Source organism: Bdellovibrio sp. SKB1291214 (assembly GCF_002209355.2).
In the GTDB taxonomy this organism is placed as follows: domain Bacteria; phylum Bdellovibrionota; class Bdellovibrionia; order Bdellovibrionales; family Bdellovibrionaceae; genus Bdellovibrio.
This window is the reverse complement of sequence record NZ_CP106855.1, coordinates 2394684-2409271: the sequence shown is the minus strand read 5'-3', so window position 1 is coordinate 2409271 and position 14588 is coordinate 2394684. Positions and strand designations below refer to the sequence as shown.

Genomic DNA, 14588 nt, shown 5'->3' with positions numbered 1-14588 from the left:
GAACTCTATTCTGCTTCGACTTCTTCTTCTTCCGATTCGTTCAGTTGCAAAATAATTCGCTCCGCTAAAACGCGGTTAAAGCTCTTTAACTTTGCAATCTCACTTGGATCGGCCATCCTAATTTCATCAATAGAGTTAAACTGAGTCAAAAGAGTTTTCTTTCTTTTTTCGCCAAGACCCACAACGTAATCAAGTTCGCTCTCAAGAGATGTCCCCTCACGCAGCTTACGATGATACGTAATTGCGAAACGATGGGCTTCATCACGGATTCCCACTAAAATATGGTGAGCTTCGGAGTTGTTTTTGAAAATCACAGGGTTTTGACGCCCCGGCAGGAAGAATCTTTCTTCTGTGGACTCCACTTCGGCTTTTTGGAAATCGCTCTCCGTCCGTGCTTTTGCTAGGCCCACCACCGGAATGTCGCTGCGACCGATCTCCGCCAAAATTTTCATGGCTTGAGACAACTGCCCTTTACCACCGTCGATGACCACTAACTGTGGGTCTTCGTATTCCGTGTGTTTGAATCGACGGCTCAGCACCTCATACATAGAGGCAAAGTCATTAATACCTTCCACAGTTCTAATTTTATAGCGACGATAGTGATCCTTGGCTGGCACGCCCTCTTCAAACACCACTTGCGAGGCGACCGTTTCAGCCCCTTGGAAGGTCGAAATATCATAACACTCGATACGACGAGGAAGCTCGGGCAGATTGAATTTTTCTTTGATCTCTTGCAGACCTCGAAGTTTTTCTTCGGATTTAGAGACATATTTTAAGAAATGCGCTTTAGCGTTTTCGTTAGCCATCTCAACCAAAGAACGACCTCGCTCGTCTGTTGCAAAACGCACTGCCGCTTTAGTTCCGGAACGGGACTCTAGAACCTGCTCCATAAGTTTATTCAGATCACTGCCGATATCCAATGGCAACAATACATCATCGGGAATGAAATTGTCTTCGTAATACTGATTCAGGAAATCCACCATCCATTCTCTTGGATCTTCGGCAGAATCATTCGGATCAAAATGTGGCAAGAAGTGAGGTCGTGTTCCAATGACACGGCCCCCACGAACGTGGACGGTTTCAATCAAGCAACCCCGTTCATCGCCATAAAAGCCCACGGCATCTTGGTCCTTTTCAGAAGTATCATTGATGACAGCTTGTTTTTCCAAAATAGTTTTAATGGCTTCGATAGAATCACGCAGACGTGCTGCCACTTCGAATTTCTCTTCGTCAGCTGCTCCCATCATTTTGTCTTTTAAAGCTTTAATGACCTTTTTGTTCTGGCCTTTTAGGAAAAGCTTCGCCCCTTCAACTTCACTTTTATAATCCTGCTGACTGATGTAATCCACACATGGCGCCGTACAACGACCAATCTGATAGGTCATGCAAGGACGCTTGCGTGATGTGAACATCGCATCTGTACAATCGCGTATTTTAAAAGTGCGGTTCAAGAAACGAATCGTCCCTTGCACTGCTAATCCCGAAGTATAAGGACCAAAATAAAGAGACCCATCCCGTTTGACTTTACGTGCGACATACAATCGCGGGAACTCCTGGGACCAGCTGAGGCGAATGTAAGGATAGGCCTTATCATCACGCAGACGGATGTTGTACTTGGGACGATGTTTCTTAATCAGTGAAGCTTCCAATAAGAAAGCTTCGACTTCAGTTTTAGTAAGGATGTATTCAACATCCAAAATATTCGAAACCAGCAAACGAGTCTTGGGAGAATGATCCTTGCTGTCTGTAAAATAACTACGCACGCGATTACGAAGAACTTTGGCCTTACCGATATAGATAATCTTATCGCCAGGCCCCTTCATCAGGTACACACCACTTTGCGTGGGAAATTCGCGCACCTTATCGCGGATTTCGTCAAATTTACTCGAGGCCATCTTTATTCACCTTGGCACTCTCGCCTTCGACTTCCCCACTGCGAATGCCCAATTCAACAATTTGCAAACGTTTGATTTCGTCGCGTACTTTCGCCGCTTCCTCGAAATCCAAGTTCTTAGAAAGTTTGCGCATTTTATCGCGAAGCTTATCAATCTCTTGAGTCAATTTATCCGGTTCGTGCGAGTACTTATTAACGATGGCCTGTTGACGGTTTTCACCTTTCAATGGTGCTCCACCCACAGAGCCGTCAAAGGCTTCACCCAATCCGTCGCGAATTTTCTTACGAATAGATTGTGGAGTGATGCCATGGGCTTCATTATACTCTTGCTGAATACGACGACGACGTTCGGTTTCACCGATGGCCTTGGTCATACTTTCGGTCATCACATCCCCGTACAAGATCACCCGTCCATTGATATTACGAGCTGCTCGACCAATTGTTTGAATCAGCGATCTTTCGGAACGAAGGAATCCCTCTTTATCGGCATCGGTGATACCGACAAGGCTGACCTCTGGAATATCCAGACCTTCTCTCAATAAGTTGATACCTACCAAAACGTCAAACACTCCCAAGCGCAAATCGCGCAGGATTTCTGAACGCTCGATCGTATCAATATCGCTGTGCAAGTATTTGATTTTGATTCCCAAATTTTCGTAGTACTCGGTCAAATCCTCGGCGGAGCGTTTTGTTAAAGTCGTGATCAAAACGCGTTCTTTCAATTTGATACGCTCACGGATTTCTTTCAGTAAATCATCGACCTGATGTTTTACGGGACGGACTTCCACAATCGGATCAATCAAACCTGTTGGGCGGATGATCTGTTCAACGATAATACCTTCGGATTTTTGCAATTCATAAGTGCCCGGCGTCGCCGAAACATACACGCACTTATCCATCATCTTTTCAAATTCTTGAAAGTTCAAAGGGCGATTGTCCAAGGCTGATGGCATACGGAAACCATGCTCAACCAAAGTTGACTTACGAGCACGATCCCCGCGGTACATCCCCCCGATTTGAGGAACGGTCACGTGTGATTCATCGATGAACGTGATAAAGTCCTTCGGGAAGTATTCTAGCAATGTCGGAGGTGGTTCGCCGGGTCCACGGCCTGTTAAGTGCCGAGAATAGTTCTCGATCCCCTGACAAAAACCCATTTGTTCCATCATCTCGATATCGTAATAAGTTCTTTGCTCCAATCGTTGAGCTTCTAAGAACTTCATATTTTTATTCAGGAACTGCAGCTGATCCCGCAACTCATCTTGGATCGTCTTGATCGCGCGTTTCAAGTTATCATCACCTGTTGCATAGTGACTTCCCGGATAGATACCGATTTGATCGATCTCTTCCAGTACCTGACCAGTCAGTGGATCAATCCACGAAAGTCTTTCGATGAAATCACCAAAGAACTCAACGCGGATTGCGCGCTCTTCTTCGTACGGAGGGAAGATTTCGACATTATCCCCGCGCACCCGAACTGTGCCGCGCGAAAAGTCGACGTTGTTTCGTTGATATTGTACACGTATGAGTTCACGCAAAAGATGATCACGTTTCATCTCGGTATTCGAGACAACCTGAATCATCATGCCTTCGTAGGCTTCAGGCGAACCCAAACCATAGATACAAGAAACCGAACTCACGATAATAACGTCGCGACGATCAAACAAAGAACGCGTGGCCGAGTGGCGCATGCGATCGATTTGCTCATTAATCGCCGAGTCTTTTTCAATGTAAGTGTCGGTCGAGGGAATATAGGCTTCGGGCTGATAGTAATCATAATAAGAAACAAAGTACTCAACCGCATTGTGCGGGAATAACTCTTTGAACTCAGCATACAATTGCGCTGCCAATGTTTTGTTGGGGGCAAGCACCAGGGCCGGTTGATTCATCCGCGCAATCGTGTGCGCCATACTGAATGTTTTTCCGGAACCGGTGACACCCAGTAATGTTTGATGCTTCAGACCCGCACCAAAATTTTCCAGCATCTGCTCGATCGCTTTTGGCTGATCCCCAGAAGGTTTAAACTCAGACACCAATTGAAAGTTCTTTTTATAAGCTTTGGCCATCCCTCTGATCGTAGCACAAATAAAAGCCAGTTCGCTAGAGGCTCCTGGTCATTTCTATCTTGCGCAGTGACATCTCGCAGACTTGCATGAATCTCTGGTCTTTGTGACAGTGAGGGGCATGAGAAAACTTAAAATTTCCCTCGTTGTTTTTGCTGCAGTTCTTTTGGTTGTGGTTTTGGGAACCTATTCGTTTATGCGTCGATCATTGGCGCCGCTTGATGGCGAAATCTCTCTGACAAACCTTTCTAAAGACGTCAAAGTGCAACGTGACACCTATGGGATTCCCCACATTTTCGCTCAAAACAAATCAGATGCGTTTAAAGCACTCGGATATGTGATGGCCAGCGAAAGACTTTTCCAAATGGAAATGGCTCGCCGCCAAACACAAGGTCTTCTCGCAGAAGTCATCGGTGAAAGAGCCGTAAAATCAGACATGCTATATCGCAGTCTTGGGTTGAAAAAGACCTCAGAAAAGATGCTTGAGAAAAAACGCAAAGACGGCACCTTCGATCCGGAAATGTGGAAAATGATGGAGTCCTTTTGCGACGGCGTGAATCAATACGTCGCGACTCGCCCGATTCCCTATGACCTGGCGATTCTAGGGATTACCAAGCTTGCTCCCTTTTCACCCATCGACTCCTACGTCATGACCGGACAAATCGCTTATAGCTTTGGGATCGCTTTACGAGTAGACCCTACGATGACGTTGCTGGCGAAAAAATTGTCGCCCGAAATGTTTCAAGAGCTTCGCAATGATCCGTTAAAAACTCCCTATAGCGTCGCAAGTCAAGTCGACTTAAGCCCCCTTTATAAGTTGGCAGACAGCTCCTTTGCAGCGGTTTTCGATAGCAGCAACTCTTGGCTCGTCGGGCCTTCACGTTCTGCAAGTGGCAAAAGCATTTTTGCCAACGACCCCCACATTGGCTTTAATCATCCATCGGTTTGGTTCGAGGCGCACATTCACACCCCGGAATTTGAAATCTATGGACACTATCTGCCGCTCGTTCCTTTTGCGATCTTGGGTCACACTCCCCATCACGCCTGGGGATTTACAATGTCTCAGACGGATGACATGGATCTTTACTCCGAAAAAATTGATCGTACAAAAAAGACTTTGATTTTTAACGGCAAAGAACAACCCTACACTGTTCGTAACGAAACCATCATGGTTAAAAAGCAAGCCCCCGTTCAGATGGAAGTGATTCAAACTCCTCACGGGCCTTTAATGGATTACGTGGTCGATGCAGACCTTTCCCTGAAATGGGCCTATCCCAAGATCGACAACGATCCATTGCAAGCTCTGTATACAATGGGCGAATCCAAAGACATGAAGACTTTCGAAAATGCATTAAAGACTGGAAGTGCTCCAGGATTAAATGTCATGTATGCGGATGAAAAAAACATCGCTTGGTGGATGTTTGGTGATGTCGCGACTAAGCACAATCCTAATTCCGATATGATTCTGGACGGTACGAGCGGCAAGGACGAATACAAAGGATTATTAAGCTGGGAGCAAAAACCTCATGTCGTAAATCCAGCAAACGGAATCATTGTGACTGCCAACACTCGCCCGACAGATATCGAATCGGAACTTCGTGGAGACTGGCAAAGTGCGGACCGCCAGAAAACCATCACCGAAATTCTTGAGACTAAAAAGCTTTGGAACGCCGAAGAAATGCGCAGTCTGCAAGTGAAGAACTTCAATGCGGCGAACCACGTTTTAATGGCGAAAATGCTGAGTCACTTAAAACTAACAGCGGACGAATTTATTAAACACGGTCCAATCCTGGACCGCCTTAAAAAGTGGAATTTTATTTCCGACAGGGATTCTCGTGAAGCGAGTCTTTACTATAGCTGGATTAACGAAAGTCTGCTTTTGCTGCTAGCTCCTCTGGAGGATCAACGGGCCGCCTATCTGACAACCCCTCACGCTTGGATGTTTTTTGAGAGAGTTGTGCAAAACGAAAATTCTCCATGGTGGAAATTAGTCAAACCTGACGAGTTGTTTACTCATGCTTTCCGCAACACAATGGCAAAATGGTCCCGCCCTCCTCAATGGGGAGACATTCACACCATTGAGTATGTTCACCCGCTGGGCCGAGAAAAACCTTTAAATTACATTTTCAATTTAGGTCCTTATCCGCTGGGTGGTGCCTACAATGAAATCACGAATAACAAGGCGCGCTCCTTGGGCGGTGATTTCAATGTCGTTGCGGGTGCGTCCACTCGCCGAGTGGTCGACATGGCAAATGTGACTCACAGCTGGGGAGTTAATCCCATTGGCATTAGCGGCCATATGCTATCCCCGTTTTACAAAGACCAAGTTGAACTTTTTGTAACGGGATTTCACCGTCCACAATTAATGGATTCCAAGGAGATTGAGGCGAATAAGACCCACGAACTGGTTTTGAAAAGCGCACCAATTGCATCGCAATAAAGGTGATAATGTCGACTTGGTAACTTGCCGTGAATCCCGACCGAGGCTACAGCTTCGGTCATGGGAAATTCATCAAATCTTTCAGCAAACACCGGGAGCAAACTCTTCTCCACTCGCCTGTTTTTATTAAGTCTGTTCATCGTGATCGTTTGTCTGAACTGGTTTCAGTTACTCACTCCTAAGATGGAAAACATTCAGATCGTACATCCGAACTTACAAACGGATACGAAGGCTCCTTCATCGATTGTAATCAAAGATTACAATCCCAACGAAAGTGGTTTGTTTTGGTTGCAGTTTACGACTCGCGCCAATTACCTGCCCTCGTGGATGATGCCTCAGGATTTACGTTTACGGACTTTAAGTTGTTTAAACACCCTGTCCACGAACGGACAAGACTGGACGTTGCCATCTTCGCCGGAAGCTCGCTGCAATAATGAACGCGGAATGGCGCTTAAAATTCCCGCTAACACATTTAGCAAAACCACCACTTGGAACCTCAGTGGAGATTCTTTTGGTGGAAGTTTTGGATTTTACCTAGATAAGGACTGGAGTTCTCCGCAACTGCTTGTCGGGTTGTTTTTTCTTTGCTTAGCCCTTTGCGGGATACTGTACGCGACACTCCCCTTGCCTCAGGATCGCTGGAAGATTCCCGTCATCGCTGTTTTTCTATTAGGTTTTTTACTACGATTTTGGACCACCCAGGTTGCAATGCCTCCGGAGATGTATCTGTTTTCAGACATGTCAGGATATTTTCAGCGAGGAGTTCAGATGCTTCGTGGCTCTTTCAACTTAGGGCAAACCTTTCAACCCATCGGATACACCCTTTACACTTTGGTTTTAAGAATTCTGGGTGATTGGGAACTTTTAAAATGGACTAGCATTTTTGTTTCCCTGGGGACGGCACTGCTTGCTTATCTTTTGGTTTTGAAAAATTTTGGGAAAACCGCGGCTCTTTTGACACTTTTATTCGTTTGCCTTGATGCGCCCCAGGTCGGCTTTACGGCTCGTCATATGGCAGAGTCCCCGTACAGTTTTTTAATCATGCTGACTTTGTGGTGGATTATGAAGGCGTTAGAGTCAAAACGTCTTAAAGATTACTTTCTGGTTGGCGTCCTATTGATGGTGTCTTTTTACTTTAAGGGAAATCACGCATTCTTTATTCCGGCATTTAGTTTATGGCTTTTATATCGTGAGCGCGATCAGTATAAAATTGCCTTTAAGAAAGTAGGCATTCTTGCTATGGGCTGTTTCATCGTGATGCTGCCCCATTTGGCATTCACAAAGTTTGCCTACAATCAATTTCAATGGGGACCCACTGCGGGAGCTTTGAATTTTGTCGAGGGAAAATGTCCTTCCAAAAACAATGCTGACTCGGCCGGGGCGTCTTGGATGTCACCGCTGTTTGTGACTTTAAAAGAAACTACTTTTAAAAAATGGGATCGACCTTTCACAGACCAGGCGTATTTCTGGAAAGCGGGGGCTGACTGCGTGAAGGAAAACCCATGGGTCATGGCGGAAAGCCTGCGCTATATCAATTATCTTTTCTATGGCAATAGCACATGGCCGGTTGCTGGCTCCCCGATTGATTTCCTTTATAAAATCTGGGCGCCAATTTTCGAATGGGGCCTTTTACCTTTGGCTGTTATCGGAGCGCTGTCGTATTCCCGGCGCCGTAACGATTTGAACGAAGTCTGCGCTTTGATGGCCCTAACAATTTTCTTTACCGTTTATATTTTCAAATCAGAGAACAGGTTCAGAGTTCCATTCGATGGATTGTTCTTGATGTGGAGCAGTTTAGGAATTGTCTATTGCGGGAGCCTTGTCACTGCGGCGATCAGAGCCCTTACAATGAAGAGAAAACCACTTTCAGAGATCACTTAAATGTAAATGCGGTCAAAATTGCCAAATCTACCTCCGTTCCGGTTACTGCATGCGTCACGGGGGATACGGTGGGTATTGAGGCGGCAGAACTTGAGAACTTGAAAACATGAAAACATGAAAACATGAAAACATGAAAACATGAAAACATGAAAACATGAAAACATGAAATGAAAACATGAAAACATGAAAACATGAAAACATGAAAACATGAAAACTTGAAAACATGAGAGCGTGAGAGCGTGAGTGAATGAGTGCAAGCACGAGTGAATGCACTCTCTCAATTCCCGTTACCTATTCTCGTTTTCCTGCTGAATTATTTATTTAGAAACTTCCCAGAACGAGCCTTCCGGTGTGTCACTAACTGAAATATTCATAGCTACAAGCTTGTTACGAAGTTCATCCGATTTTGCAAAGTCTTTATTAGCACGAGCTTGCGAACGCTCTGCTACGACAGCATCGACTTCGGCGCGTTTTATTCCCGCCTTATCCAGCAACATATCATCAACCTTGACCAAGAAATCATGTGCAGGTTCTTGGAACATTGCCATCATGCTGCCGACCTTCTTGATAAACTGAGAAAACACCAAAGCTTTGCCTTGAATTGCTGGGTTCACTTTCATACCACGGCGAACTTGAGTGTTGAACTGGCGGACCACTTCAAACATGGTCGCAAAAACTTCAGGTGTACCGAAGTCATCATTCATCGCTGCTTCCACTTTTTTCCAAGCGTCTTCAGTGATTTTCGCAAATCCAGCATCCGCTTGAGTCACTTCCGGCGTCAGATAAGATTCCGCCATGGCAAGAGCCGAATATACGCGAGCCAGACCGGAAATCGCGCGATCCACAGCCGCATCACCGAACTCACTCATCGTGCGATAGTGCACAGACTGAATCATCCATTTATAAATTTCAGCGTTGTACGTCGTCACAAATTCACGCAACGAAACAATGTTGCCCAAAGACTTTGACATCTTCTGACCGCCAAAATTTAGCATGTTATTGTGCATCCAGTACTTCACAAAGTGCTTCCCTGTGCAGCCTTCCGATTGCGCGATTTCATTTTCGTGATGCGGAAAAATCAAATCCATTCCACCACCGTGAATGTCGATCTGATCACCAAAAATATTTTTAATCATCGCCGAACACTCGATGTGCCAACCCGGACGGCCAGGCCCCCACGGAGAAGCCCAAGAAATTTCTCCTGGCTTTGCAGCCTTCCACAAAGCAAAATCCATCGGTGAACGTTTTTTCTCGTCCACTTCAACACGAGCACCTGCTAGCAATTCATCAGTGTGACGACCGCTCAGTTTACCGTAGTCTTTGAAGGACTCAATCGAGTAAAGCACGTCACCTTGTGTTTCGTAAGCGGCGTTTTTCTCGATCAATGTACCGACCATGGACAAAATGTCTTCCATGTGCTCGGTGACCTTAGGATTCATATCATGAGGACGAAGGCCCAAACTTGCAAAGTCATGCTTGTATTCAGCAATATACTTTTCAGATAACTCCCCTGGCGTCATGCCGACTTCATTCGCCTTCGCGATGATTTTGTCGTCGACATCGGTAAAGTTTAAAGCGTAAGTCACTTTATAGCCAAGATACTCCAACCAATTGCGAACCATATTGAAAACAACAGGTCCACGGAAATTACCCACATGAAGAAAGTTATAAACCGTCGGACCACACACGTACATTTTCACGTGCTTAGGATCGTAAGGAACAAATTCCTCGGACTGACGAGATTGTGAGTTGTAAATCTTCAATGACATAATTTCCTCAAAAGATACGGCCTTACTTAGCAATGCCGTTCATTCAATATTAATTTTACCAAGTAAGGCCCTACCTCTGCAGGTAAGGACGTACCTTTAGGCGATGCTCGCTAGTGCTTTTTCCGCACGGGCCACAAGGGACTGCTTTTTCATCAACGGCACCAGAATTTTTAGCTCGGCTCCGTGAGGTTGACCGATCACAGCCACACGAATAGGCTGGAACAGGTTTTTACCTTTAGCACCCGTTTTGTTTTTTACTTCATCTTGGATTTTTAGGAATTCTTCCTCAGTCATGTATTCAGCACCGTGCGCCTGAACCAATTCTTTCCAAGTCGTCAAAACAGCTCTGGTCGTTTCAAGCTTCATAACTTCTTCGGCATCTGGTTGAATCACGTAAGAGTTGTCATTCAGTGGACGGTACAAAGTGATCGCGTCAGCTAAAACTTCCATATAAGGCTTAAACAAATTCAAAGACTTGTCCTGCCAAACTGGATCTGAAGGCAACTGCATATTTTCGCGAGCCAGGAACGGCTGAATCGCTTTCCACAACTCCGTATTTGGAAGAGCACGCAAGTGCTGCGCATTCATCCATTTGAATTTCACGCGGTCAAAGATCGCGCCCGAAGGATTTAGACGAGAGATATCGAAAGCAGAAACCATATCATCAACCGACATGATTTCTTTACCTTCTGGATGTGACCATCCCAAAAGCGCGATGAAGTTCAAAACAGCAGACGCCAAATAGCCTTCGTCTTTCAACTGGCCACAAGCGACGGCACCTTTACGTTTAGAAAGTTTTTGACGGTCTTCATCCAAAATCAAAGCCATGTGACCGAACTCTGGTGCCCTCCATCCCATCGCTTCGTAAATCATCAACTGACGAAGAGTGTTTGGAAGATGCTCCTCTGCACGGAACACGTGGGTCATTTTCATCAAATGATCATCCACCACACAACAGAAGTTATAAACCGGCATACCGCCACCACGAAGAAGTACAAAGTCACCCACCATATCAGATGGGAACTTCACTTCACCGCGAACGATGTCGTTAAAGATATAGTCTTTTTTAAGATGCTTCGTTTTAAAACGAACAACCGGTGGAGTCCCACCCTCTGCCATTTTTGCTTTGGCTTGATCCAAAGTCCAATCAGCATATGGAGATTGAATATGGGGCTGACCGCCCGCTTTCATCTGAGCTTCACGTTGAGCTTCAATTTCCGCATCCGTCAGGAAACAGTAATAAGCTTTGCCTTCAGCTAAAAGCTGTTCCGCAATTTGCTTATAGATATGCATGCGCTCACTTTGTTTGTAAGGGCCATTGGGTCCCACATCTTTCAAAGTGACAGGGTCTACCCCTTCTGCCCACAAGAGGTTCAGCCAAACCAGGTCATCCACCACCCCACGCAAAGATTCTTGAGTGGAGCGAGCCTCATCGGTGTCTTCGATACGAAGGATGAATTCACCACCATTTTTTTTGGCAAAAAGGTAGTTGTACAAAGCCGTTCTTGCGCCACCAACGTGCAAATAACCCGTCGGAGAAGGTGCAAAACGAACGCGAACTTTAGAAGAAGCTTGTGAAGACATCGAATCGGCTCCAAAAATGAAAAAGGCCCGGAAAATCCAGGCCTTAAAACTAATATGAATTTTTGGATTCGTCCACTGACGATTTGTCAGGACACCCGGCAAATTAACCTGTGATACCGAAGATAGCTTTTACCTCTTCTTCGTTGAACAATTCAGCTTCGCTAGTTGCCAAAGTCAGCTCTTTCAACAAAAGGGAACGAGCTGAATCAAGCATTTTGCGCTCGCCGAAGGAAAGCTCTTTATCAGCTTTCAAAAGGAACAAATCGCGTAAAACTTCAGCGATTTCGAATACAGAACCCGTTTTGATCTTTTCCATGTATTCACGGTAACGACGGTTCCAAGTTTGGTTGTCGATTTTGACGTCTTTTTCTTTAAGAATGCTTACAACGCGAGCAGCTTCATCTTTAGAGATGATAGGGCGAAGACCCGCTGATTTAACGTTAGTTGTAGGGATCATGATTTTAAGGCCCGTATCTACCAATTGCATATTGTAGAACGAGATTTTAGCGCCGAGCATTTCTTTCGTCTCGATAGCTACAACTTTAACTACGCCGTAGCCGGGATAAACTGCATTATCACCGATATTGAACGTCAGCATCAGGAAACCTCCACTTATAGCCACTTATAACCGTGGTAGTTCTATCAAATTTGACACGAGTTATCAAATCTGAGCGGAGCGTTGGAAAAGTTTTCCAAGGTTTTTCAACGAAAAAAGCCCCATTTAAAATGGGGCTTTTACTCAATCATTTCAATTAGTTAATTGAATATCGATTAATTACTAAACAGTTCTATTGAACGCTCCAAACAAGGGCGTAGGCTTGGCGGCCACCGTTTTTACCGTTTGGCACGTTAGCACCTTTAACAATCAGCTTATAGTCGCCTGCAGGCAATACTTGTTCGATCATCTCGTTGTTGTTGATGTGATCATTCATAGAAACCGTTCCATTTGGACCAACAAGGACCAAATCAAGGTCGTTCACTAGTGCTTTAGAAGCATTCGCTGAACCTGGAGCATCTGTCCAAACCAAGTTTGCATACAATTTACCGGAAGAATCCAATTTGAATTGGTAAGTCTCTTCTTGGTTTGTCGCCAAACCATCGCGGTTGTCTGCAACGAAAGTGTTTTTCATCATTTGAACCATGTTATCCATGTTCACACGACCGTAACCCTCGTCGGAGTTTGGTCTGCGAGTCAAAAGCTCTTGGCCCTTAGCTGCACCGATCTCACCGAACTGACCTGGGTACAAGTCATCCGCAGAGTGCATGATCATCGCTTTCAACGCTGCCGCTGAAGGATTTTGAACGCCCCATTTTTCAACCAACATTTGGCGGGCAACAGCCACTGCACCAGAAGTTAGAGGAGTCGCCATAGAAGTACCACCTGACCAAGCGTAGTCATCATTGTATGCGCCCCAAAGCGGAGAAGCATTTTTGATGTGAGAACGGTTGGAAAGGATGTTTGTACCTGGAGCTACGATTTCTGGTTTCACACGGCCATCCAAAGTTGGACCACGTGAAGAGAACATCGCGATACCATCATCACGATCCGACAACATCGAAGAGAAGATAGGCTCTGCCGACCATGCTTCAGCAGCTGCACGAAGCTTACTGACTGGAACTTGGATACCACCCGTCTTCGTTTTATTTTTAGAAGCACCCACAGTCAGAACGTTCTTAGCAGTTCCCGGAGTTCCGATAGAACCCGCGTCGATACGACCGTCTTTGTTCATATCCACACCGCTGTTACCAGCCGCGAAAACAACCAACATGTCTGGGTTGTTGTTCATCCACTCGTCCACTTGAACTGCCATGGCATCGTAAGCACCGAAGTTTTTCACAGCACCCCAAGAGTTGGAGTGAACGCGAGCTCCGTCATTGTTTGCTTTATCAAACAAATCTGCAAGCTTAGAAGGAACACTTAAACCATTAAGCATAGGAGACCACATACCTTCTGCAACCATCATTGCATCGTATGCGCCACCTTTAAGACGACCACCAGAAGCTGTACCACGAGACATGATTGAACCCGCTACGTGAGTTCCATGACCCATTGGATCTTCCCAAGTTTTAGCCCATAAACCGAAAGCATAACCAGACTTAACTGCGCCGGAGAAATCCGAAGCGATAGCTGTTGTGCTACCAGAATCTAAACCCGTATCAGCCATAGAAACTGTTTGGCCTTTACCCGTAAGACCCAACTTCCAAGCCGAATCAAATTTCATGACTTGAGTTCCTGATTCATCGCCAGTCAGGTCTGAATAGTCGCCTGCACCTTTAATCACTGGATCCATGCGGTGATCCAATGGGAAATCCATTGTTTGGATTTCAGGAGTCGCTTGAACGTGCTCCACGCCCGTAAGACCCGCAACGTTATAAATTTGTGCACGAGGAACCAATGCCACGATTGATTTTCCACTCACAACTTGAAGATCCGCTTTCATATTTTTCAATGCGGCTACAACTTGCTTCGAGTCAGCTGCTTTGAAAAGTTGAATCAAAATACTTTGAGTTTGATCTTTATTAAATACAGATACAGGAGCGATATCATTGCTGATTTTGTATTGAGCTTGATACTTCGCTACTGCGTAAATACCTGGGTGAGATTGACGGAATGAATTCAAGTCCGCCCATGTGCCACGCACTACCAAGGCGTCATCTGGAAGGTAACCAAACACTTCGAAACGAGCCTGAAGAGCAGAGCGATCCTTCGCTGTGATCTTATTTGAGAATTGAACGATATAATCGCTCGCGACATTCTCTGAAAAAGTAAGCGCTTGAGATTGCAAGCCAGGATTTACTGTTCCTGAGTTAAATCTCAACAAGCTTCCCGCATAAACAGGACTAGTAGCAGACGCTACCAATGCTGACGTAACAAATAGACGAGTCCATTTTTGCATATTTCCCTCCATGAGAGAAAAATTGCATCATGCTGAACCCACCAAAGCAAAGAAACTTCA

Annotated in this window: 8 protein-coding genes; 2 read left to right on the top strand and 6 right to left on the bottom strand. The window is 45.4% G+C overall.

What is annotated here, in order from left to right; all coding sequences use genetic code 11:
* Positions 1–5: 5 nt before the first annotated feature.
* Positions 6–1895, bottom strand: coding sequence for an excinuclease ABC subunit UvrC (uvrC, locus tag B9G69_RS11815; RefSeq protein ID WP_088613937.1), 1890 nt, complete (start codon positions 1893–1895; stop codon positions 6–8).
* Positions 1882–3960 carry an excinuclease ABC subunit UvrB gene (gene uvrB / locus B9G69_RS11810; RefSeq protein WP_088613938.1) on the bottom strand — a complete coding sequence of 693 codons (2079 nt, stop codon included), beginning with the start codon at positions 3958–3960 and terminating at the stop codon, positions 1882–1884. The genes uvrC and uvrB overlap by 14 nt, the downstream gene beginning before the upstream one ends.
* A 118-nt stretch (positions 3961–4078) precedes the next feature.
* Between uvrB and B9G69_RS11805 the strand changes: the two genes are divergently transcribed.
* Together B9G69_RS11805 and B9G69_RS11800 are read left to right on the top strand one after the other, a co-directional pair.
* Positions 4079–6397, top strand: coding sequence for a penicillin acylase family protein (locus B9G69_RS11805; RefSeq protein WP_254916701.1), 2319 nt, complete (start codon positions 4079–4081; stop codon positions 6395–6397).
* Between the two features lie 60 nt (positions 6398–6457).
* Positions 6458–8278, top strand: a complete 1821-nt coding sequence (locus tag B9G69_RS11800; RefSeq protein WP_088613939.1) for an ArnT family glycosyltransferase — start codon at positions 6458–6460, stop codon at positions 8276–8278.
* Positions 8279–8595: 317 nt separating this feature from the next.
* Here the strand turns inward: B9G69_RS11800 and cysS are convergent, their stop codons facing one another.
* The 4 genes from cysS to B9G69_RS11780 form a co-directional block, all read right to left on the bottom strand.
* Entirely contained in the window at positions 8596–10047 is a 1452-nt protein-coding gene (gene cysS / locus B9G69_RS11795; protein ID WP_088613940.1) for a cysteine--tRNA ligase, read from the bottom strand.
* Between the two features lie 96 nt (positions 10048–10143).
* A complete protein-coding gene (gene gltX, locus B9G69_RS11790; protein WP_088613978.1) occupies positions 10144–11631 on the bottom strand; it encodes a glutamate--tRNA ligase in 1488 nt (495 codons plus the stop codon).
* A gap of 103 nt (positions 11632–11734) precedes the next feature.
* Positions 11735–12229, bottom strand: a complete 495-nt coding sequence (locus tag B9G69_RS11785) for a CarD family transcriptional regulator (protein ID WP_088613941.1) — start codon at positions 12227–12229, stop codon at positions 11735–11737.
* Positions 12230–12419: 190 nt separating this feature from the next.
* Complete coding sequence (locus tag B9G69_RS11780) at positions 12420–14528, bottom strand: S8 family serine peptidase (protein ID WP_265437761.1); 2109 nt, start codon at positions 14526–14528, stop codon at positions 12420–12422.
* Between the last annotated feature and the right edge of the window lie 60 nt (positions 14529–14588).

Excerpts from the sequence above, each read along its gene's own strand:
- uvrC (WP_088613937.1), bottom strand. The coding sequence starts at position 1,895 with ATGGCCTCGAGTAAATTTGACGAAATCCGCGATAAGGTGCGCGAATTT.
- uvrB (WP_088613938.1), bottom strand. The coding sequence starts at position 3,960 with ATGGCCAAAGCTTATAAAAAGAACTTTCAATTGGTGTCTGAGTTTAAA.
- B9G69_RS11805 (WP_254916701.1), top strand. The coding sequence starts at position 4,079 with ATGAGAAAACTTAAAATTTCCCTCGTTGTTTTTGCTGCAGTTCTTTTG.
- B9G69_RS11800 (WP_088613939.1), top strand. The coding sequence starts at position 6,458 with ATGGGAAATTCATCAAATCTTTCAGCAAACACCGGGAGCAAACTCTTC.
- cysS (WP_088613940.1), bottom strand. The coding sequence starts at position 10,047 with ATGTCATTGAAGATTTACAACTCACAATCTCGTCAGTCCGAGGAATTT.
- gltX (WP_088613978.1), bottom strand. The coding sequence starts at position 11,631 with ATGTCTTCACAAGCTTCTTCTAAAGTTCGCGTTCGTTTTGCACCTTCT.
- B9G69_RS11785 (WP_088613941.1), bottom strand. The coding sequence starts at position 12,229 with ATGCTGACGTTCAATATCGGTGATAATGCAGTTTATCCCGGCTACGGC.
- B9G69_RS11780 (WP_265437761.1), bottom strand. The coding sequence starts at position 14,528 with ATGCAAAAATGGACTCGTCTATTTGTTACGTCAGCATTGGTAGCGTCT.